The organism is Levilactobacillus lindianensis (genome assembly GCF_003946095.1).
Classification (GTDB): Bacteria; Bacillota; Bacilli; order Lactobacillales; family Lactobacillaceae; genus Levilactobacillus; species Levilactobacillus lindianensis.
The window spans coordinates 1-21092 of sequence record NZ_RHOD01000010.1 but is presented as its reverse complement, the minus strand read 5'-3'; the positions used below and the strand labels follow the sequence as shown (position 1 = coordinate 21092).

The window sequence follows — 21092 nt, the reverse complement described above, 5'->3', positions numbered from 1 at the left end:
AGTCATCCTTACTCTTCTTTCAAATTCTCCAAGGCGTGGCGCGCCGCGTTCTGTTCGGCGTGTTTCTTGGAATGGCCGTGGCCCTCACCAAGTAGCTTGTCGTCAACATAGACGGCAACCTTAAAGGCCCGATCATTGTCCGGTCCCTTTTCATCCAGTAAGCGATAGTCAATCGTGACTGACCCGTTCTTCTGAACTAATTCCTGTAATTCGGTCTTGTGATCGAAGAATTCGTCGAACCGGCCCTCATCGAGCTTAGGAAAGACCACCTTGGTCACAAAGGGCACAACGGCGTCGAGACCCTGATCCATGTAGAGCGCCCCAATAAAGGACTCAAAAATGTCACATAGAAGTGAATCTCTGTGCCGAGCCTGTGCCTTCTCTTCACCGCGCCCCAAGCGAATGTATTGATCGAAGTGGCATTCTCGCGCAAAGCTGGCAAAGCTCTGTTCGTTCACCATGGCTGCCCGCAGTCGGGTCAACCGACCTTGTGGCATCTTCGGATAACGTCGGAAGATGTAGTTGGAAACAACCAACTGCATGACGGCATCCCCCAAAAATTCGATCCGTTCGTAGAACTTCAACCCTTGATTAGGGTGTTCGTTAACGTATGATGCCTGCGTAAAGGCTTCATCCAATAAGGATTGGTCCTTGAAATGAATCCCAAAATTATCCTGTAACTCTTGATTTAATCCCGCAATCACGTGTGACCCCTCATTTCTTTGTTACTTGATCCGCTCACGCCTTTTTAGGGGCATGAGATTGAAAAAGCCCGGGACGAAAAGTTGCGGCCCGGACTCGCTCAATCATTATTTTTGTTCTGCTTGATGGGCAACGATGTAATCCACCACTTCACCGATCGTATTTAATTTCTCGGCGTCCTCATCGGAAATTTCAGACCCAAAGGTGTCTTCCAATTCCAGGACAAATTCCACAAAATCAATGGAATCTGCGTCTAAGTCTTGCTTGAAGTTTAACTGTTCGTTAATGCCATCGCGTTCGACTTCAAAATGGTCGGCAATGATATCTGCTACCTGATCAAAAATTTCTGTTCTCGTCATAATTTAATCCCTCGCTCACAGTATTCAATAAGTAGTCTAACCGTTTTAACGGGCCTTGTCTAGCAAATTAATGGCTGCCTACTTAAGCGATTCCTTTAAGGCCGCCATTTCATCGGTATGCTGGTCGAAATAGCTCACCAATTTAGCTGCACTCTCGGTCTGAATCAGTTCGTGAATCTGGCCGATCGTGTTCTTAATGGTTGGTGCCTTACTGGACCCGTGGGTCTTCACCACGGGGGCCTTCAAGCCCAACAGTACGGCCCCACCATATTGAGAATAATCCATGGCTTGTTGGACGTTCTTGAAGACTGGCTTCAACATGCTGGCCCCGATCTTACCACCCAGGCCACCACTCATGATTTCACCCTTGATCAGCTTGAGCATCGACAGCGCCGTACCCTCAATAGCCTTGAGCGTCGCATTTCCGGTAAAGCCATCGGTCACGACCACATCGGCCGCCCCGTTCAGGAGCTCACGAGATTCCACGTTCCCAATAAAGTTCAGGTCGTTAATTCCACTCAGGGCTTGGTAAATCGCCTGATGGGCCTTATCACCCTTGTCGGCTTCGGTCCCGTTGTTCAGGAGACCCACTCGAGGGTGGTCGACGTGCATCACGGACTGGGCATAGTACTGACCCATGACCGCATATTGCACAACGTTAAACGGCTTAGTGTCCGCATTGGCCCCGACGTCTAACATCACAAAGCTCGACTGATCAGGTTTGCGCAGGACAGGGAGTGTCGTCGTCAAGCCGGGACGGTCAATTCCCTTGATCCGACCGACAATCAGGAGTCCCGCAGCCAAAACGGCCCCGGAATTTCCGGCAGAGAAAAAGGCATCCGCTTGGCCTTCCTTAACCGCCGTCGCCGCGAGCACAATGCTCGACTGTTTCTTACGGCGAATGGCCCGAACGGGTTCGTCCTCCATCGTAATCACTTCACTGGCTGGAACCAGGGTGATCCGTGTATCATTTTGAATCAACGGCTTGACCTGGTCCTCCTGACCAAACACCAGAAATTCAATGTCTGGATAGGCATCGCGTGCCTGCTCAATTCCTTTAATAATCTCGGCGGGGGCGTAGTCGCCTCCCATTGCGTCAACGGCAATTTTCATGATTCGTCTCCTTATCTAATCCATGGTGGTGTTCTGATGAGCCGTGGTACTGAGAAAGGCAGCCAAAGCAAGATTAGCATCCTTATCAGCCCAATTTGGCGAGGCCACCGTCTCCTTGGCCGCCTGCTGAGCAGCACTCAAGACGTTCAGATCCGCCACCGGGTCTCCCACCTTGAAGTCGGGAACACCGGACTGCTTTTTACCCAGAATATCACCTGGGCCTCGTAATTCCAAATCCTTTTGCGACAAAACAAAGCCATCGTTGGTACTGGTCATCGTCGTCATCCGCTCTACGGCCAATTCATTTTTCGGATCGGCGATGAGGATGCAGGCCGAGGCCTTCTTGCCTCGACCAACCCGTCCTCGTAATTGATGCAGCTGGGCCAACCCAAAGTGATCGGCATCGTAGATCATCATGACCGTCGCGTTGGGCACGTCCACCCCAACTTCAATCACGGTTGTCGCCACTAACACTTGAAATTCATTATTTTTAAACGCGTCCATGACAGCGTTCTTTTCATCATTTTTCATGCGACCGTGCAGTAGTCCCACCCGATACGTGGGTTCAAACTGTTCCTTGAACCGCTCGTAAATTGCCTCGGCATTCTTCATGTCGACGGCTTCCGATTCTTCAATCAACGGCGTCACCACGTAGGCCTGAGACCCACTGCTCAACTCCGCCTTAACCTCACGCAACGTGGAATCAACCTGATTGCTGCGAATCCAACTGGTCTTGATCGGTTGCCGCCCGGCTGGCAGTTCATTAATCACAGAGACATCCATCTCACCGTAGGCGGTAATCGCCAGGGTCCGGGGGATGGGTGTGGCCGTCATCGCTAGAACATCGGGCTGTTGACCCTTCTCCCGCAACGCCTGTCGTTGATTAACCCCGAAACGATGTTGTTCGTCAATGACCGCTAGCCCGAGATCGGCATAGTCGACCTCAGGTTGGATCAGGGCATGGGTCCCGACAATCAAGTTGACAGTTCCCTTGGCAATCTGGGGCAGCAAGGTCTTACGGGCCGCGGGTTTGGTGGCTCCCGTTAACAAGGCCACGTTGACCGGAAAATCAGCAAAGAGTTTGGCCAAGTTGTTGGCATGTTGCTCCGCCAAAATTTCGGTTGGGGCCATCAGTGCTGCCTGAGCCCCGGCAGTAATCGCGGCGTACATAGCGATCGCCGCCACCACCGTTTTCCCACTGCCAACATCCCCCTGCAACAACCGATTCATGTGGATCGGCCGCTTCAAGTCATAACAGATCTCGTTGACTACCCGTTTCTGGGCATTTGTCAACTCGTAGGGTAAGGCCGCGATAAAGTCTTTGAGCCGCGGCAAATCGTAGGTCAACGCCTGTCCGTGTAAGGTGTGGTCCTGTTGTTTGACCACTTGAAGACGGACCTCAAACAGATAAAATTCTTCAAATTTAGCCGTTCTTCGGGCCGCCTGAGCCGCGCGATCACTTGCCGGAAAGTGCATGTCGTGAATCATCTCACGCCGATGTAATAACCGATACTCATCGCGCAACGGTTCCGGAATCAGATCCACAATCACCGGAGCATAGGTTTCATAGGCGCTCTCAACCAGCTTCTGAATAGTGCCCTGGCGAACTTCCTTATTAGCGGGATAGATCGACCCCATACCACCATCGGCACTTGCAATAATCTTCATGCCCGAAAGACTCTGGCGCTTGGCATCGAACCGACCATAAACGGCGAGCTCCTTACCAACCTCCACCTTGTCCTTCAACCACGGCTGATTGAAGAAGGTCACTGGGATAATCGTGTGCTCGTCCAATAGCAGGCGAAAGGTCAGGCGCGTTTTCCGGCGACCAAATCGTGAGATTACCGGGGCAGCCGCCACCGTTCCCTTTAACGTCACCTTGGCTTGATCCGTCAATTCCGTGGGATCCTTAGCCTGCAAGTCTTCGTAGCGAAATGGAAAGTACGTCAATAGATCATTCACATTTTCAATGTCTAATGCCCGCAACGCTTGTGCGCGCTTAGGACCAACACCCGCCAAATCACTAACCGGATCACTTAAACTCGTCACACCCAGTACCTCCTCTCTTAAAATTGAAAAAAGATTGGACCAACTAGCCCAATCTTCCTGCCGTCAATCGGCTATTCAACGGAAATTAAGAACGGATAGACCGGTTGGCCCCCCGCGTGAATTTCTGTCTCTAATTCATCATCCATGCCTTCAATGGCCGTTTGTAACTCTTGAGCAACAGCCTCGGTCGTATCGGCACCGTAAATAATCGTCACAATTTCGCTATCATCATCGAGCATGGCTTGAACGGTCTCTTCGGCCGTCTTCAGGAGATCGGCATCGGTAACCTTAATGGTTCCGTCGACAATTCCCATGAAGTTACCTTCCTTGATATCAAAGCCATCAAGTTCGGTATCGCGAATGGCGTGGGTCACTTGACCACTCTTAACCGCGGCCAGGTTCTCTTCCATGGCGGATTGGTTATCGGCCAATTCGGCGTCGGGATTGTAGCCTAACATTGCCGTCATTCCTTGAGAAACCGTCGTTGAATGCACGATAACCGTTGGAATATCCGTTACCTTAGCCGCTTGTTCGGCAGCTAGGAAGATGTTCTTGTTGTTAGGCAAAACAATGGCCCGTTTAGCCTTACTCTGGTTCACAGCATCCACGATGTCCTGCGTACTTGGGTTCATCGTTTGACCACCGTTAACCACGTAGGTCACACCCAGACTCTTAAAAAGCTTAGCGAGCCCATCACCGGCAGCGATCGCGATGATGGCCGTATCGGTCTCTTCACTCTCGGCTGGCACGGCGTCTGATTCAGCCGGTTGGTCGTCGTGTTCCATGATGGTTTCTTGTTGCATCCGCATGTTATCAACCTTGACCTTAGCCAGGTCCCCGAACTCTTGACCCCAAGCAATGACCTTGCCTGGGTGTTCGGTATGCACGTGGACCTTCACAATTTCCTCATCGTTAACGACTAACAGTGAGTCACCTAAGCCGGCGAGGTACTTGTAGAAGGTATCGTAATCGAAGTCGTGTTGGATTTGCTTCCCCCGACCGATTCGTACCATGATTTCGGTACAGTAACCATACTTGATACTGTTAGGATCGAGCTTCCCTTGCACACTCTGGTGGTGGGCAGCATCGATCATTTCATCCATTTCGGCGTCGTCTGGCTTGTAGTCGCCTTCCTCGGCAACCCGGCCATTCAGCGAGTCGTTAAAGGCTTCCAGCACAAAGGTCAACCCTTGACCACCGGAATCCACAACGCCCACCTGCTTCAAAACCGGCAACAGATCTGGCGTCGTTGCCAAAGCTGCCTTAGCAGCCTCGTAAACGGCATCCATAACAGCCAAGACATCGTCAGAGTCTTTAGCGGCGTTTAAACCGGCCTGTGCGCCTTCACGAACCACCGTCAGGATTGTTCCTTCAGTTGGTTTCATAACGGCCTTATACGCCGTTTCTGCACCCGCAGCGAAGCCATCAGCTAGGTCTTGAGCCGTCAACGTCTGGTTGTCGGCTAATTTCCGAGAAAAGCCCCGGAAAATCTGTGACAGGATAACCCCAGAGTTTCCCCGGGCACCCATCAATAAACCTTTAGCCAAAGCCACAGCTAAGACACCCACAGCCGTGCTGTCGGCGTCACGTTCATACTTGGCCCCACTCTGCAGTGACAGGCTCATATTGGTCCCCGTGTCCCCATCAGGAACCGGGAAAACATTCAGTGAATTAATAAAATCAGCGTTTTGGTTTAGCTTTTGCGAGGCGGCTTGGACCATCTTACCAAACTCAAGATTAGTAATTTCTGTTACTTTCAACTAAGTATCCTCCTTGATTTCAGTACGTCTGGCTAGTCAGCCAACACCCGCACCCCTTGTACAATCACGTTCACTGAGTTTGCGGAAACCCCCAGCATTGTTTCTAGGTTATATTTTACTTTAGATTGGACGTTCCGTGAGACTTCGGAAATCTTGGTTCCGTAACTCACAATCACGTAAACATCGATTGCCACGCCATTTTCTTCCTGGCGAACAACGACACCGCGGGCATAATTCTCCCGCCGTAAGATATCATTCACGTTATCACGAATCTGATTCTTACTTGCCATACCCACGACACCATAGTTATCAGTCGCGGCACCCCCAACAACGGTCGCAATCACTTCATTGGTAATATCAATTGTTCCGTACTGAGTCTTAATCTTTACGGCCATGGAAATAGCCTCCTTATTCTAGATAGTCAATCTTAACAGAGATTAATCTTACCACAACCACGCCAAAAATAGAAATGGGAACTCCCAAAACCTCATGACGACGGTAAATAAGTGTCAAGTATATTTGCTTGAAAGAAACCATTGCGTTCTAGAAAAGATTATGGTAAATTAGTCAGGTGAGCAAAATGCACTGCTTTTTAAAAAAAGTAATGAATGAATCCACAAAGGAGGGTTTTACGCCATGGCAAAGGATTTTCTTAACGGCAAGCGGACACGTTTTGGTAACAAGCGTTCCCACGCCTTGAACTCAAGTCGTCGCGCTTGGAAGCCGAACTTACAAAAGGTTCGCATCTTAGTGGACGGTAAGCCAAAACGAGTTTGGGTTTCCGCTCGGACTTTAAAATCAGGTAAAGTAACCCGCGTCTAGTGATAGATACGGTTAAACAAAAAAATGAGGAGTTCCGGTTTGCCGGGCCTCCTCATTTTTTTGTGAGTAGGAAAGGCGTCTGATTGCGATGACTAATGTCATGGCAATCGGACGCCTTTTTCATATACAGTGCCTACTCGTGTCGGGCTTCGAAGGTATCGCAACTTTGAATCACACAGAGTAGTCCCGTATCGAACTGAAACTCCCCCGTCTCACCGACAAACTCGTTGCTGGCAAACGAGATCGGGTAAGGAATCGGCTCGTTATGAAGCTGATACTTTTCATTCGTTAAACTCAGATGATCAATCGGTGTCAAGGGAATAAACGCCAGGTAGTTCTTATCGGGTTCCTTAGTCACCGTATAGTGACCCGGCAGATAGAAGGAAATCGTATTCTGCTGGTCAATCAATCGAATCCGGTGGGCATAGGCCTTGTATTCCGGTTGAAGCACCAGAAACAGATTCGCCAAGAAGTGGTCGAGACGACCACCCGTTGCCCCATAGATATCAATTCTTTCTGCCCCATAATCGTTTAAGGCCACGGTGACCGCAAGCTGGGTGTCCGTGTAATCCTTCTCCGGTTGTGACTGCCGAATATCCTTGACGTTACGCCGGACTCGTTGCAGTTCAGGCGCCTGCAGGGAATCGAAATCCCCCACCGCCGCCACGGGCTGAATGTTCAGATCAATTAAGCGTAAGGTCCCTCGATCAACGCCAATCCAGGGGCCCGCAATGTTCCGCGTGCTGAGATCTTCCGGCCAACTGGCCTTAGGACCACCCACGAGGAGATTGAAAGTTCCCCCACGTGGCATTACTTAGTGGCGTCCTTTAAAGCTTGAACACGGGATGCAGGGTCTTCGGCGTTGAAGACGTATGAACCCGCAACGGCCACCGTGGCACCAGCCTTGGCACAATCAACAACCGTTTCATTGTTAACCCCACCGTCGACTTCGATATCGAAGGTGTAGCCCTTTTCCTTCTTGATGGCTTCCAATTGAGCAATCTTTTCAACGGTACTGTGTAAGAACTTCTGACCACCGAAACCAGGGTTAACGGTCATAACCAATACTTGGCCAACCATGTCCAAGACGGGTTCGATAGCGGCCACTGGCGTCCCGGGGTTGATAACAACTTCTGGAGTTACACCGGCGTTTTGGATCATTTGTAAGGCCCGGTGAATGTGAGGCGTTGCTTCAACGTGAACCCCGATGATGTCGGCACCGGCCTTGGCAAAGTCGTCAACGTAACGTTCTGGGTTTTGAACCATCATGTGAACGTCTAAGACCATCTTGGTAATTGGCCGAATAGCCTTAACCCAACCAGGACCATATGACAGGGCTGGGACAAAGTCACCGTCCATAATGTCGATATGTAAGACTTCAGCACCGGCTTGATCGACCTTTTCGATGTCCTTTTGTAAGTTGACGTAATCCGCACTCAGGATTGATGGCGCTACTTTAATCATAAATTATCTTCCTCATTTCTTTTTGTTATAAACTGGTTTTTGATTCTTTAACAACGTAAGTAACTGAAGGTAGTTGTCATAACGACTCTGCATCAAGTCGCCACGCTCAACGCCTTCCTTGACGGCACACCCCGGCTCATTCAGGTGCACACAACCCCGAAAACGACACTGATTAGCCACCGCTACGAATTCTGGGAAGTAGTGTCCCAGATCCCGGTAATCAATGGTCAACGTGTCATACGACGAGAATCCAGGGGTATCGGCCACTAGACCACCAGCAATTGGCATGAGACTAACCTTCCGGGTCGTATGTTTCCCCCGGTTTAACGCCGTGGAAATCTCACCGGTTGCCAGTTCTAGGTCGGGTGCGATGTGGTTCAGCAACGTGGACTTTCCCGCCCCCGTTTGACCCATGATGACCGTTTCACGGTCAGCCAAGGTCGCCTTAACCTGATCCAGCCCGTCGGCCGAGAACGGCTCACGAGTCAGAACCACCGGATAACCAATCTGCCGATAACCAGCAGCCAATGTTTCAAACGCTTGGTAACGATCATCGTCAATCAAGTCGGTCTTCGTAAAGACAATAACTGGTCGAATGCCGCTGATCTCCAGCGCAATCAGTTGGCGGTCCAGTAGGTTCGTCGAAAATTCTGGCGCCGCCACTGCCGCGACCACGATCCCCTGATCAATGTTGGCCACGGGTGGCCGGGTCAGGGCATTGGTTCTTGGGAGAATCTCGAGAATGTAGCCTTCCTTTAGTGTCGAGCTCTCAAACTGCACACGATCTCCCACGAGTGGCGTGATGCGCCGCTTGCGAAAGTTACCTCGTGCCCGGGTTCGATACATCTTCCCGTCACTGAAAACATCATAAAAGCCGCTCAATGACTGGCGAATCTGTCCCTCTGACATGCAGCACCTCCTTTGTTTCTGTTGATCTAAAAAGCTCAGTTCTCTTTTATTATAAAAGAACTGAGCCGTAAATGCAGGTTTTTTATTAATTTTTCGTCACATGACTGTCGGAAGCAATGACGTGGCCATCGCGGACGACCTTGTAAGCCCCCGCCTTGCCCGACGCCACCGTGAACGGTAAGGTGACCGAAGTATCCGCGGTAATCGTCATCTGCTTGTAGATTGCACTAAGCGAATGATCCTGATCCTTTAAATAGATCTGAATCAGATTACTCTTATTCGGCGTGGTCGAGGCACCACTATCGTCACTGGTATCGTCACTGTTGCCGTCGTCAAACGGAATCTTGACATCCACGTTGAACTCGTCGGTGTCCGAGCTACTATCGCTCTGTTCACCGCGTGACAGGGTCAGTGTGATCTCGTCACCCTCTTGAACCACCGCACCCTCGCCTGGCGACTGACGAATGATCTTGCCCTTGGCAACGTCGTTAGAATAAGCGTAACGAAAGGCCAGATTCAAGTTATGATCCGTGGCGTAGCTCTGAGCTTGGGCCTTGGTTTTGTTCGTCAGATCGGCCAGTGTGACCGTTTCCGATCCCGTTGACACGGTAAAGGTCAGGTCTGTTTTAGACGGTACGACCCGCTTGCCGGCAGGCACGCTCTGTTGAATGATGCGCCCGGATGGCACGCTGGTCGAGTGTACCGACTCCCGTCGAACGGTGAAGCCCATGGCCTCGAGCTTAGCCGCCGTGCTGGCATACGAATCACCTTGATAGTCCGCCAATTTGACGCGACGGGGCCCGGTGCTGACCCAGAGGTCTACCACCGTGTTCTGCTTGAGCTGGGTACCTGAACGGGGTTCCGTGCGGGCCACGCGGTTGGCTTTCACCTTAGAACTGGTGGTCTTATGAACCTCGCCCACTTGTAAATGAGACGACACTAACGCCTGCTTGGCCAGAGTCTCCCGTTGGCCAACGACATTAGGCACGTTGGTCATCTTGGGCCGAAAGAGCGCCATCCCAATCAGAATACCCACAATGAGGAGGAAGATGGTCCCCCCCGCCAACATGAACTTTCGCCGACGTGGGTGGCGATCCTTATACTTCAACCGTTTTTTCTTCGGTTCTTCCGTTGCCGCTGCATCTTCATCGCCCTTGGCCGCGGCCTTCGCCGCTTCCGGCGTCACGACAACATGGGGAATCGGCATTTCCTTTAGGGCACTGATTGGTAAGACCTTGGTCTCCCCATTATCATTGTTTTCGGGAATGAACCGTGCCTCATCCGCTCGTGTCGGTGACAACGCCGTCTTCAGGTCACTGGCCATACTTTCAATGTCACTGTAACGATCCGCCGGCCGCTTAGCCGTCGCCTGGAGCACGACGTTCTCCAAGGCTTGCGGAATTCTAGGATCGATGTCTCTAACGGATGGAATCTCCGTTTGATAGTGTTTTAAGGCAATCGACACCGCCGTTTCCCCTTCAAAGGGCACGGTGCCCGTCAACATTTCATAAAGAATAATCCCGAGAGAGTAGATGTCGGATTGCTTAGTGGCCATCCCCCCACGAGCCTGTTCCGGCGACAGATAGTGCACAGAACCCAAGACCGTATTGGTCTGGGTCAGACTGTGTTCCGACAGGGCCACCGCGATCCCAAAGTCTGTAATCTTGGCCACCTGCTGATGGTCGATCAGAATATTTTGGGGCTTCAAATCTCGGTGAATGATGTCGTGGTCGTGCGCCGTCTTCACGGCACTGAGAATCTGTTCCATGATCTGAATGACTTCCTGGTAGGGAATTGGGAAGTGATCCTTGATGTAAGCCTTTAGATCCGTTCCCTCGACGTACTCCATGACCAGGTACTGCATGCCATTCTCTTCACCGACATCGTAGACCTGCACGATGTTTTCCTGAACCAACTCCGTGGCCGCTAGGGCCTCGCGTTGGAAGCGCCGAATGGTACTCGGATCATCGCGCAGATCCAGCCGGAGTAACTTAACTGAAACGTCCCGATCTAAGATCAAATCGTGAGCCAGGTAAACGTTGGCCATGCCGCCCTCGCCCAAGGCACGGACGATGCGGTAGCGGCCGTTAAGCGTATATCCCGCACGCATCAGCTCACCTCCCCAGCCGACTTCGCCAGCAGGAGAACGGTAATGTTGTCCAATCCCCCGGCGTCGTTGGCCAGTTCAACTAGCCGATCACACTTTTCGGTCACCGTTCGGTCACTCAGAAGCACCGACTGGATCGTGTCATCATCCACCATGTTGGTGAGACCATCCGTACAAAGTAACAGCTGGTCACCACCGACTAGCGGATAGGTATTCAGGTCAAAGCGGGCGTCCTCCGAAATCCCTAATGAACGAATGATCACGTTCTTTTGGGGATGGTGGCGCGCGGCCTGACGACTAATTTCACCACGTTTAACCAGTTCATTTACCAGCGAGTGGTCCTCGGTAAGTTGCCGCAATAGGTTATCTCGTAGCAGGTAGGCCCGAGAATCCCCAATGTTGGCAATGACAACCTCTTCGTCATAGTAGAGTGCGGCCACCAGCGTGGTGCCCATCCCATTGAGATCGGCAAACTGGTTCGATTTATCAATGATCGATTGATTTTCGGCAGTGATTTCGGTGGTAATCCACTGGCGGGCCGCCGCTGGCGTTGGCAAGGTGGTCTGTTGAAACTCATGACCCAAGTGAGATACCGCCATGGCACTGGCCACGTCGCCCCCCTGATTGCCGCCAATACCATCGGCAATGATGGCCAAGTGTTGCTTGGCCTGATTCGTGAAAACATCCACGTAATCTTCATTATCGACCCGTTGCTTCCCAATTGATGTTCGATAGGCCACTTCCATGACCGTCACCCCCTACTTCTTACGACGAAAGGCACTGACGAAGAACCCATCTGAATCAAAGTCATCGGGGTAAATTGCCAGGGTGTCCGTCGTTCGGTCATCCTTAAGGTTTAATTTGGTGGTTACACGAAGGGCTTCGAAATCAGGATGTTCAGCCAAGAATCTCTCGGCAACTTCGTTATTTTCTGTCTTTAAAATGGTGCAGGTACTGTAGACCAAAATCCCATCGGCCTTAAGCTTAGGAACTACAGCATCCAAAATACCTAATTGCACTTTTTGCAGTTGTTGGATGTCCTGCGGCGTCTTTTCGTAACGGATCTCAGGCTTCCGACGAATCAAGCCTAACCCGGAACATGGTGCATCAACTAGGATGCGATCAAACTTGCCATCCTTGAATTTGTCGTCCACCTTGCGGGCATCTAAGGCCATGGCGTCAACGCGATCGGCCACGTGCATCCGTTCGGCATTCCGTTCAATCACCTGGATTTTCTTTTCGTGAAGATCCAAGGCGGTCACTTTACCCCCAGAATGGGGATCGAGTAAGGCAGCAATCTGCGTCGTCTTGCCCCCAGGTGCGGCACAGGCGTCCAAGACTTGGTCACCGGGACGGACTTGTAAGGCTTCAACGGGTAACATGGCACTCTCGTCTTGAATCGTGACCTTACCATCTTCAAAGACCCGGCTCTCGCTTGCTGGATGATCATCCAAACGAAAGGCACCGGCAGCGACAACACTTGGCATCACTTCGTAGCCTTCGGATTCCAGGGACTGTTTAACGGCTTCTGGCGTGGTTACCAGTGGGTTGACTCGCACAGATTGGGCAGCCGGCTGGTTGATAGTTTCTAAGATGCTGATCGTCTTTTCTTCACCGACTTGTTCTTGCAGTGCGGTAATCAACCATTCCGGGACGGAATAGGTGATGCTAAGACGCTTCAGTGGATCCTTAATTTTGGAAACATCGGGCAAGCCCTGACGATCCATGGCATGTAAGACCCCGGTAACGAAGCGCCGAATCCCTTCATGACCCCGATCCTTAGCCAATTGAATAGCTTCGTTAAAGATCGCGCGCTTAGGCACCCGGTCCAAATAAATTTCTTGGTAGAGGGCAACTAACAGGGTCATCTTGACCCATGGTAAAACCTTTTGGTTGGGCTTTACGAAGCCTTCCAAATAGTATTCCAACGTCAATTGATGTTGAATCGTTCCGTAAACCAAGTTGGTTACGAAACGCCGATCGACATCACTGAGGTTGTGACTACTTAGGGTCTGTTCCAATTGTAAGTTTGAGTATGCCCCATTGGCAACTCGGGTCAGTGCTTCAACCGCTAACGCTCTGGGCGTTACATTTCTCGTCATTATTCAACCACCTGTTCGCCCACATTAAGGGCATCTTGAGTTCCGTTTAGAAAATCGGTAATACTTAGCTTTGGCTTGCCGGCCGGTTGGAGCGTTTCGATTGCGAGCACCCCGTGATCCCCGGTGGCGATAGCCAAGTGATGCTTGTCATGACTCACCAGCTGACCGGGCTTGAGGTCCGTCGTCTGGTCGAGCACCTTCACCTGCCACAACTTGGTCCGCACGCCATTGAGATAGACGTGGGCCGTTGGAAATGGCCGCAGGGCGCGAACCTTGCAGTCAATCAGGTGCGCACTCAGCGTGATATCCACGCGTTCTTCTTCCGGCTTAATCGTTGGCGAGAAGGTCACTTGACTCTCATCTTGCGGCACTGGCGTGATTTCATTTGCCAGTAGCTTCGGTAACGTGGCCAATAAGAGGTCGCGACCTAACAGGCTCAGTTTGTCAAACATACTGCCCACATCGTCTTGATCCGTGATGGGCATGGCTTCTTGGGCGATGACATCCCCGGCATCCATCTTCTTTTCCATGAACATGATGGACACCCCGGTCTCCTTGTCACCATTCATGATGGCATAATGTACGGGTGCACCCCCACGGTACTTGGGCAACAGTGAGGCATGGACATTAACTGCCGCCACCTTGGCTGCCTTCAGCAGCTTGGTTGGCAGAAATTGACCAAAGGCTGCCGTCACGATCAGGTCTGGGGCCAGTTCAATGGCCCGAGCCATCTCAGGACTCCCGGAGATCTTCTCGGGTTGTAAGACCTCGATGTTGTGGTCCACGGCCACCTGTTTGACGGGTGACGCCGTTAACACATGCTTCCGGCCGACACGCCGGTCTGGCTGAGTCACCACGGCCAGGACATCGTAGCCATGGTCAATCAAACTACTCAGGATCGGCGCAGAAAACTGCGGCGTTCCCATAAAAATAACTGAAGTCATTGGACACCATACTTTCCATAGTTAAGTTTCAATTTTATTTGGCTAATCGCCTACATAAAGGACATTGGTTCCGAATCGATCGTCACGGCTAACCCGTGCCTTGCTGGCACCTGAGCTGCCTGACGAATCTGTTCGAGCACCGCCCGTAATTTCGGCTCGTGTTTATATTTAATCACAACTTGATAATAATACTTCCGCTTGACCCGTGCAATCGCCTTGGGCGTGGGTCCGAGGATAATGGCTTGGGGACTGAGTCCTTGCTTTAAGGCATCGACAATCTGAAACATTGCCTTGGCCGCCACCGCCTCTTCTTCATGACTGGCCGTCAGCTGAACCGCAAAGTAATATGGCGGATAACTGCCTTGATGCCGCATGTGCATCTCGGTCACGAAGAACCGTTCGTAATCCTGCTGTTGGGCCAACTGAATGGCATAGTGATCTGGATTAAACGTCTGGATGTACACCTCACCGGGCTTATTAGCTCGACCAGCTCGGCCACTAACTTGCGTCAACAGTTGAAAAGTCCGTTCACTCGCGCGAAAATCTGGTAAGCCTAGCGCCGTATCGGCGTTCAGGACCCCCACCAGCGTAACGTTGGGGAAGTCCAGGCCCTTGGCAATCATCTGGGTTCCCAGCAGAATATCTGCCTTGTGTTCGCCAAATTGACGTAGTAGACGTTCGTGGGCGCCCTTCCGGCGCGTGGAATCCACGTCCATCCGCAAGATCTTTGCATCCGGTAACCGCTTCTCTAAGGCCTGTTGCACCTTCTGGGTTCCGGTACCGTAGTAACGAATCTTCTTGCTATGACAGTTAGGACAGACGTGAGGAATAGCCTCCTCATGCCCACAGTAGTGGCATTTCATGCTATGCGTATCCATGTGCAACGTCAGTGAAATATCACAATTCGGGCATTTCAAGACGAACCCACAGTCCCGACACATGACAAATGACGAGTAACCACGCCGATTCAGCATCAAGACAATCTGTTCGTGTCGGTCCAAACGCTCTTGAATAGCCGTCATTAGGGGCTCTGAAAAGTCGCTGTCCCCCTGTAACTTCATCTGTTCGCGCATATCAACCACGTGAACGGTTGGCATCATCGCCTGCGTTTTGGCCCGCTTGGGTAAGACCAACCGGGTGTAGAGCCCCTTGGCCGCCCGGGCACGCGTCTCTAAAGACGGTGTGGCACTTCCCAGCACCACTGGACAATGATTGTACGCACCACGCCACAACGCCACGTCACGGGCATGATAGCGCGGATTTTCATCTTGTTTATAGCTACTTTCGTGTTCCTCATCCATGATGATAATCCCGAGATTTTCCACAGGGGCAAAGACTGCGGATCGGGCACCGACAACCACCGTTGCCTCGCCCCGGTCAATCCGCCGCCATTCGTCGTACTGTTCTCCCTTGGACAGCCCACTGTGCAGGACCGCCACCCGTTGGCCAAACCTGGCTTTCACCCGATTAACCATCTGCGGTGTGAGGGCAATTTCAGGGACCAGCATGAGGGCCGTCCGTCCCTGTTCCAAGGCCACCGCGATACTTTGTAGATAGACTTCGGTCTTGCCACTCCCGGTGACCCCTTCAACCAAGAAATTCTCGGTCTGCTGCGCATCAACGGCGGTAGTAATGGCACTAACCGCCACCTGTTGCTCCGCATTCAAATGTAAGGGTGTCGTGGGCGTGACCGGCTGATGAAACGGATCCCGGTAGACCTCTAATGTTGACCGGGTCAACCAGCCCTTCTCGGCAGCGGTTGTCATGACTGCCGCACTCACATTAGCCTGCTTCCGAGCTTCACTCTGGGCAATAACTTTATCGGCCGGCATTTGGGCCAGATAGGCCAACAGATCTGCTTGTTTTGGTGCTCGTTGACTAACAGCCTCACGAATCTCGTTTAATTTAGTTGAGGGCAGGGCTGGCGTAATCCCAGTCGTGGTCTTCGCCGTGGCTTGGTTCTTCACCTGATAAACCACCTCAACCTTGCCCGCCCGTTGGAGTTTAAGTAGGCCCGCCACCATCTGTTCATCGAGCTTGGTGGCATCGAAGTCACGCGGCGCACCCTCCGGAAAGTAGGTCGCCATTTCGGCATCACTCAGTGTGGTCGTTGGCCGCACCTGCCGTTTGGGTTGCGTCTTGAGTAGGTTAGGTAACATCGTTTGAATACAAGTCATGCGAAAGGCGTAGGTTGTCGTCGCCAACCAATCCGCCAACTGACGTAATTCACTGTTGAGGACCGGGGCCAAATCAAGCACCGTTTCAATCGGCTTTAACTGACCATCAAAACTGGTGACATCACTGAGACCCACGACCACACCGTCTACCAGACGGTGACCACGGCCAAATGGCACAATTACCCGCATCCCCACTTGAACTTGATGTTCTAACTCGGCAGGGATCGCATAGGAGTATGGGTCATTTGTCTGCATTGTGGGCACGTCTACTAAAATTTGGCCAATTTGGGCCATGGTTGTCACCTCACTTCGTTGCTAAAATTTTTGCTAATTGATCAACCAATAAGGTTGCAATCTGATGCTTACTGGTCTTCGGTGTCTGGATTTCTTCACCGTTGGCCCCAATCAAGGTCACCTGATTGTCATCACTGTTGAACCCAATATCAGTCCGCGAGACATCATTGGCGGCCAACAGGTCTAACGACTTGCTGTGTAATTTATGTTGCGCATTGGCTAAGAGATTCTGGGTCTCCGCCGCAAAACCCACGGTCACTTGATGCGGTTGCTTAATCTTAGCCACTTTTGCCAAGATATCTGGGGTCTTTTTTAATTTTAAAACTAATTCATCATTATCGGCACTTTTCTTAATCTTCTGGTCGGCGACGTCTAACGGCTGAAAGTCAGCCACGGCGGCGGCCATCACCAGGGCATCGGCCTGGGGGAAACGTTCCAAGACAGCCTGAGCCAAGTCACTAGTACTCTGAATCGGCACGACCGTCACGCCGGCCGGTGGCGTCAATCGTGTTGGCGCGGTAATCAGGATAACCGTTGCCCCCGCCTGTTGCGCGGCTTCAGCCACGGCATAACCCATTTTGCCAGAAGAATCATTGGTCAGAAAACGCACGGGATCGAGCCGCTCACGAGTTCCTCCGGCGGTCACAATCACCGACTTCCCTTGCAGGACCTGCTCACCAAAGAGTGGTAACTCTTGCAATTGACGAGTAATCTCGGCGGGTTCTAAGAAACGTCCCGTGCCGCTGTAACCTTCGGCCAAGGCGCCCGTCGCCGGGGCCAACACTGTCACGCCATCGGCAATCAACGTCTGCCGGTTACGTTGGGTGGCTGGCGCCTGCCACATGTGGGTATTCATGGCTGGAACAACTACCTTGGGGGCAGCTGTGGCCAGCCAAGTCGCGCTGGCAATATCATTGGCCAATCCGTTGGCTAGTTGGGCCATGAGATTGGCTGAGGCCGGTGCCGCGATGGCCAGATCCGTCCAGTCAGCCAATTCAATGTGGGAAATCTGACCGTCCGCTCGCCACCACTGATCATCGGTCAGTACCCGTTGTTTGGTCAAAGCGGCAAAGGTTGCCGGCGTCACAAACTTGGCGGCTGCGGTCGTCAAAACAACGCGGACGGTTGCCCCGAGCCGCTGTAAGTCACGAGCCAAGATTGCAGCCTTATAGGCGGCCACACTCCCACTCACCGTTAACGTCACATGCTTTCCTTCAAACATAGTAGCCCTCCCAATTTAACAGCAATTGTTAAGCTTTTGTGATAAAAAAAGCCAGATCACCCAATGGCAACCTGGTCTTTCCTGAAATGCCCGCGTTAGGCGTTCAAATCCTTTTCGTCCGGATCAATCATTAGTGCGCCGGCTGCAATTTCTTCCAGGGCACGACCAATGGTCTTAGGCGACTTGTAATCGGTCAAGAGTGGCTTAGCACCGGCGTCCAACTCGTGGGCCCGCTTGCTAGCCAACATGATCAATGAATAACGTGAATCAACTTGTGCTAATAAATCATCAACTGAGGGATAAAGTAGCATCTTCTATTCGTCTCCAATCATTTGTTCGTAATCCGGCATGACCCGGGTTACCCGTAACCGTTCACTGCGAATAATCATTTGAATCCGCTCAACTGCCTTGCTAACTTCGTCGTTGACCACGGCGTAGTCGTAGTTGCGCATCATCTGAATTTCACCAACGGCCTTCTTGATCCGCTTATTAATAACGTCCATGGCGTCAGTTCCCCGACCAATCAGACGATGCTTTAATTCCATCAAATCTGGCGGCGTCAAGAACACAAAGACGGCATCAGGACAATTAGCCCGAACCTGCATGGCACCGTTGACTTCAATTTCCAAAAAAACATCCTTACCCTGATCGAGGGTCTCATTAACATATTTTAACGGGGTTCCATAGTAGTTGTCAACATACTTGGCATATTCCAGCATCTGACCGGTCCGAATATTTTCTTCGAACTCCTCTTTGGAAACAAAGTAATAGTCGACCCCATTGACTTCACCTTCGCGGGGTTGCCGCGTCGTCATTGAAATCGAATATGAAAAATCGGTTGCTCCCGTTTCAAAAAGAGCCTTGCGCACCGTTCCTTTACCTACTCCGGAAGGACCCGAGAGCACAATGAGCATTCCACGTTTAGCCATCGTTTAAAAATCCCTTCATCCAAAAAATTTATTTAAGCGCCGGTCACCACCGAGTCGGCGTTACCCTCACAACATCGGCAGTCTCTGCTATTAATCTATAGGTAACTATATTACCACTATTTACGCTCGAATAGGTTGAATCCCACCCGAAAAACCAGAAAAAGTCCGGATCACTGGTAATTTCGAACCCCCGAGAAAAAAGCCTTGCCTTTTCAAACGTATGTTCGTATAATAAAGACACAAACAAACGTTCGAGGTGATCAGCATGCAAAACTTAAATCTTAATCGCGCAGCCCTATCCGATCGGGTTGCCACTGCATACAAAGAATTATTTAGTTCTCGTCCCGTTGTTCAGGGACAAGTCGTTGACGCACAGATGCCAGAATCGCAACTGACCTATTTTATTCGTCAGGCGCTAGACCGGCACTACTTTGTTCGCTTACAGTTTAAGAGTTCAAACCCAGACATTGCCCCCGCAGTGGCTATGGGTCATTTGAAAGAAGACACCGCTGGTCACCTCGTCCTGAAGCAAGACCACCGGTTGACGACAATCGTTGCTCCCCGACTTTTGCGTTCAATCCAAAGATTCTAAAGCAAATAAAGTCCCCTAGACCATAGACTAGGAGGCGTTATTTTTTTTGACTAAATTAATGTTTCAGTGAACGTAACCAGGCACGGTTCCATTCCCCAAGGCTCAGGCTAATCCCAAAGATTGCCAGGCCAATAATCATAACAGCCAGACTCTTCTGCTCATTTGTCTGTGGCAAGTAACGCTGCAGGCCAGGCTTAGCAGAACTCCCACTCTTAGGACCGTGGCTACTGCTCGTTGACGTTACACCGCCATTGGCAATCTTGCCAGAAGTCATTGAAGAGCTAGAACTGCTGATCGAGCTGACCTTGTTTGGCTTGCTTGAAGGTGTGGACGTGGAGCTGGAGCTTGAACTCGAGCCGGAGTTTGAGCTGGTACTTGAGCTACTGGTAGCGTCTGAACTCGAACCAGAGTTATGGTTTGAGTGTGAACTGGAAATAGAGCTGGAAGCACTGCTGTGACTCGAATCGGACCTAGAAGTGGAACTTGAGTCAGAGGTAGAACTTGAGCTGGCGCTCGACGTGGAACTAGAATCGGAACTGGAGTCAGAGCTGGAACTGGAACTGGTGCTAGAACTGGTACTAGAACTAGAACTGGAACTGACTGCTTTAAGCGTATCCTGTTGTTCAACTCTTTTCACAGTTGTATCCGTGTTTGTGATGGTCACTTCAACAGGATCCTTATTTATATTGTATCCGTCAGGTGGAACCATTTCTTCAAAGTAATAAGTTCCAGGTGCTAACGGACTGACCGTAACCTGCCCATTGTCATCTGTAACTAAACCACTTTTTACAATCGAACTGTCATCAGGACCTGTGGCCTTGACTAATTGGTACGTGGCCCCCTTGAGAGGATTACCAGAGGGGTCATTCTTAGTTAATGTAACCGCGTTGGGACTATCGCTCTGTGTTAGCATGTTAACTTTATCCCCATCGGTAGCAGAAACGGTAAACTGCTGAGGCGTAACTGCCGTACTTGCTGGACTATCAGTACTGTTTAAGAGGTACCCGTCCGGCGCAGCCGTTTCGATCAACCGATATGTACCAACTTCAAGGGTTGTATCCTTCAAAATACCATCAGCACCGGTCACTAATCCCGTCTGGTAGTTCTCCCAATTTCCAGCATCAGATAGCTTTTGTAGGTCATACGTTGCACCTGCCAATCCCTTTGCAGAATCTCCAAGGGCTGTCTTCGTTAATTCAAGCGATCCTGTATACCAGCCATTAATATCGGCCGCCGCCCCCCAGCTATAATTCTTCATGACGCTGTCGTGAGCTGGAACGCCATCTGCCGTTCCAGGATCTGTTGTGGTACCTCCACCTCCAGATGTACTGCTCAACCCAACTGAGTTACTGAAATTGCCCCACTTGTAATTGTCAAAGTAATGAACATCGATTTTTGTATAAGGCAAATTCTATAATTAATCCGAACAGAAATTAAAAAGCCCAAAGCAATCACTTACAATGGTAGTAGCTAATTCCAACCAATATAGGGAGTGATTACTTTGGGTACATCTACTTTATCACGTTTTCAACGTGGCGCACTAGCAC

The 21092-nt window shown here is 51.1% G+C and carries 20 protein-coding genes; 2 read left to right on the top strand and 18 right to left on the bottom strand.

Features of this window, described 5'->3' with window-relative positions; translation table 11 throughout:
- Positions 1-8: 8 nt before the first annotated feature.
- From rnc to EKM70_RS05520, 6 genes are all read right to left on the bottom strand, one after another.
- A complete protein-coding gene (gene rnc, locus EKM70_RS05545; protein WP_125546018.1) occupies positions 9-704 on the bottom strand; it encodes a ribonuclease III in 696 nt (231 codons plus the stop codon).
- Between the two features lie 105 nt (positions 705-809).
- Positions 810-1061: an acyl carrier protein gene (gene acpP, locus EKM70_RS05540; protein ID WP_125546016.1), complete on the bottom strand. Its 252-nt coding sequence runs from the start codon at positions 1059-1061 to the stop codon at positions 810-812.
- A gap of 78 nt (positions 1062-1139) precedes the next feature.
- Positions 1140-2174: a phosphate acyltransferase PlsX gene (plsX, locus tag EKM70_RS05535; protein ID WP_125546014.1), complete on the bottom strand. Its 1035-nt coding sequence runs from the start codon at positions 2172-2174 to the stop codon at positions 1140-1142.
- 15 nt (positions 2175-2189) lie between these two features.
- Positions 2190-4223, bottom strand: coding sequence for an ATP-dependent DNA helicase RecG (recG, locus tag EKM70_RS05530; protein WP_125546012.1), 2034 nt, complete (start codon positions 4221-4223; stop codon positions 2190-2192).
- Between the two features lie 71 nt (positions 4224-4294).
- Positions 4295-5983, bottom strand: a complete 1689-nt coding sequence (locus EKM70_RS05525; RefSeq protein WP_125546010.1) for a DAK2 domain-containing protein — start codon at positions 5981-5983, stop codon at positions 4295-4297.
- Positions 5984-6015: 32 nt separating this feature from the next.
- Entirely contained in the window at positions 6016-6378 is a 363-nt protein-coding gene (locus EKM70_RS05520; protein ID WP_057879200.1) for an Asp23/Gls24 family envelope stress response protein, read from the bottom strand.
- 241 nt (positions 6379-6619) lie between these two features.
- On the opposite strand from EKM70_RS05520, the gene rpmB reads away from it, so the two are divergent.
- Positions 6620-6805, top strand: a complete 186-nt coding sequence (rpmB, locus tag EKM70_RS05515; protein WP_057879201.1) for a 50S ribosomal protein L28 — start codon at positions 6620-6622, stop codon at positions 6803-6805.
- A 133-nt stretch (positions 6806-6938) separates the two neighbouring features.
- Here rpmB and EKM70_RS05510 read toward each other — a convergent pair whose 3' ends face one another.
- The 11 genes from EKM70_RS05510 to gmk all read right to left on the bottom strand — a co-directional run bounded on the left by EKM70_RS05510 (position 6939) and on the right by gmk (position 18953).
- A complete protein-coding gene (locus EKM70_RS05510; protein ID WP_125546008.1) occupies positions 6939-7616 on the bottom strand; it encodes a thiamine diphosphokinase in 678 nt (225 codons plus the stop codon).
- Positions 7616-8269, bottom strand: coding sequence for a ribulose-phosphate 3-epimerase (gene rpe / locus EKM70_RS05505; RefSeq protein WP_057879203.1), 654 nt, complete (start codon positions 8267-8269; stop codon positions 7616-7618). Before rpe ends, EKM70_RS05510 begins: the two co-directional genes overlap by 1 nt.
- 12 nt (positions 8270-8281) lie before the next feature.
- Positions 8282-9178 (bottom strand): ribosome small subunit-dependent GTPase A, encoded by an 897-nt coding sequence (rsgA, locus tag EKM70_RS05500; protein WP_125546006.1) that lies wholly within the window; start codon positions 9176-9178, stop codon positions 8282-8284.
- Between the two features lie 85 nt (positions 9179-9263).
- Complete coding sequence (gene pknB / locus EKM70_RS05495; RefSeq protein ID WP_125546004.1) at positions 9264-11288, bottom strand: Stk1 family PASTA domain-containing Ser/Thr kinase; 2025 nt, start codon at positions 11286-11288, stop codon at positions 9264-9266.
- Positions 11288-12031: a Stp1/IreP family PP2C-type Ser/Thr phosphatase gene (locus EKM70_RS05490; RefSeq protein WP_125546002.1), complete on the bottom strand. Its 744-nt coding sequence runs from the start codon at positions 12029-12031 to the stop codon at positions 11288-11290. The genes pknB and EKM70_RS05490 overlap by 1 nt, the downstream gene beginning before the upstream one ends.
- Positions 12032-12043: 12 nt before the next feature.
- Positions 12044-13387, bottom strand: coding sequence for a 16S rRNA (cytosine(967)-C(5))-methyltransferase RsmB (gene rsmB / locus EKM70_RS05485; protein ID WP_125546000.1), 1344 nt, complete (start codon positions 13385-13387; stop codon positions 12044-12046).
- Positions 13387-14331, bottom strand: coding sequence for a methionyl-tRNA formyltransferase (gene fmt / locus EKM70_RS05480; RefSeq protein WP_057877917.1), 945 nt, complete (start codon positions 14329-14331; stop codon positions 13387-13389). Before fmt ends, rsmB begins: the two co-directional genes overlap by 1 nt.
- 50 nt (positions 14332-14381) lie before the next feature.
- Entirely contained in the window at positions 14382-16802 is a 2421-nt protein-coding gene (gene priA, locus EKM70_RS05475) for a primosomal protein N' (RefSeq protein WP_125545998.1), read from the bottom strand.
- A 10-nt stretch (positions 16803-16812) separates the two neighbouring features.
- Positions 16813-18024, bottom strand: a complete 1212-nt coding sequence (coaBC, locus tag EKM70_RS05470) for a bifunctional phosphopantothenoylcysteine decarboxylase/phosphopantothenate--cysteine ligase CoaBC (protein ID WP_125545996.1) — start codon at positions 18022-18024, stop codon at positions 16813-16815.
- Between the two features lie 95 nt (positions 18025-18119).
- Positions 18120-18335, bottom strand: a complete 216-nt coding sequence (gene rpoZ / locus EKM70_RS05465; protein ID WP_020089007.1) for a DNA-directed RNA polymerase subunit omega — start codon at positions 18333-18335, stop codon at positions 18120-18122.
- A gap of 3 nt (positions 18336-18338) precedes the next feature.
- On the bottom strand, positions 18339-18953 hold the full coding sequence (gmk, locus tag EKM70_RS05460; RefSeq protein ID WP_125545994.1) for a guanylate kinase: 615 nt from the start codon (positions 18951-18953) through the stop codon (positions 18339-18341).
- A gap of 265 nt (positions 18954-19218) precedes the next feature.
- On the opposite strand from gmk, the gene EKM70_RS05455 reads away from it, so the two are divergent.
- Positions 19219-19545 carry a hypothetical protein gene (locus EKM70_RS05455; protein WP_057877921.1) on the top strand — a complete coding sequence of 109 codons (327 nt, stop codon included), beginning with the start codon at positions 19219-19221 and terminating at the stop codon, positions 19543-19545.
- A gap of 55 nt (positions 19546-19600) precedes the next feature.
- Here the strand turns inward: EKM70_RS05455 and EKM70_RS05450 are convergent, their stop codons facing one another.
- The gene (locus tag EKM70_RS05450) at positions 19601-20803 is read right to left on the bottom strand and encodes an MSCRAMM family protein (protein WP_125545992.1); all 1203 of its coding nucleotides are present in this window, start codon (positions 20801-20803) and stop codon (positions 19601-19603) included.
- Between the last annotated feature and the right edge of the window lie 289 nt (positions 20804-21092).

Coding starts and splice junctions, on each gene's coding strand:
- acpP (WP_125546016.1), bottom strand. CDS start 1,061: ATGACGAGAACAGAAATTTTTGATCAGGTAGCAGATATCATTGCCGAC.
- plsX (WP_125546014.1), bottom strand. CDS start 2,174: ATGAAAATTGCCGTTGACGCAATGGGAGGCGACTACGCCCCCGCCGAG.
- EKM70_RS05520 (WP_057879200.1), bottom strand. CDS start 6,378: ATGGCCGTAAAGATTAAGACTCAGTACGGAACAATTGATATTACCAAT.
- rpmB (WP_057879201.1), top strand. CDS start 6,620: ATGGCAAAGGATTTTCTTAACGGCAAGCGGACACGTTTTGGTAACAAG.
- EKM70_RS05510 (WP_125546008.1), bottom strand. CDS start 7,616: ATGCCACGTGGGGGAACTTTCAATCTCCTCGTGGGTGGTCCTAAGGCC.
- rpe (WP_057879203.1), bottom strand. CDS start 8,269: ATGATTAAAGTAGCGCCATCAATCCTGAGTGCGGATTACGTCAACTTA.
- rsgA (WP_125546006.1), bottom strand. CDS start 9,178: ATGTCAGAGGGACAGATTCGCCAGTCATTGAGCGGCTTTTATGATGTT.
- pknB (WP_125546004.1), bottom strand. CDS start 11,288: ATGCGTGCGGGATATACGCTTAACGGCCGCTACCGCATCGTCCGTGCC.
- EKM70_RS05490 (WP_125546002.1), bottom strand. CDS start 12,031: ATGGAAGTGGCCTATCGAACATCAATTGGGAAGCAACGGGTCGATAAT.
- rsmB (WP_125546000.1), bottom strand. CDS start 13,387: ATGACGAGAAATGTAACGCCCAGAGCGTTAGCGGTTGAAGCACTGACC.
- fmt (WP_057877917.1), bottom strand. CDS start 14,331: ATGACTTCAGTTATTTTTATGGGAACGCCGCAGTTTTCTGCGCCGATC.
- priA (WP_125545998.1), bottom strand. CDS start 16,802: ATGGCCCAAATTGGCCAAATTTTAGTAGACGTGCCCACAATGCAGACA.
- coaBC (WP_125545996.1), bottom strand. CDS start 18,024: ATGTTTGAAGGAAAGCATGTGACGTTAACGGTGAGTGGGAGTGTGGCC.
- rpoZ (WP_020089007.1), bottom strand. CDS start 18,335: ATGCTACTTTATCCCTCAGTTGATGATTTATTAGCACAAGTTGATTCA.
- gmk (WP_125545994.1), bottom strand. CDS start 18,953: ATGGCTAAACGTGGAATGCTCATTGTGCTCTCGGGTCCTTCCGGAGTA.
- EKM70_RS05455 (WP_057877921.1), top strand. CDS start 19,219: ATGCAAAACTTAAATCTTAATCGCGCAGCCCTATCCGATCGGGTTGCC.
- EKM70_RS05450 (WP_125545992.1), bottom strand. CDS start 20,803: ATGAAGAATTATAGCTGGGGGGCGGCGGCCGATATTAATGGCTGGTAT.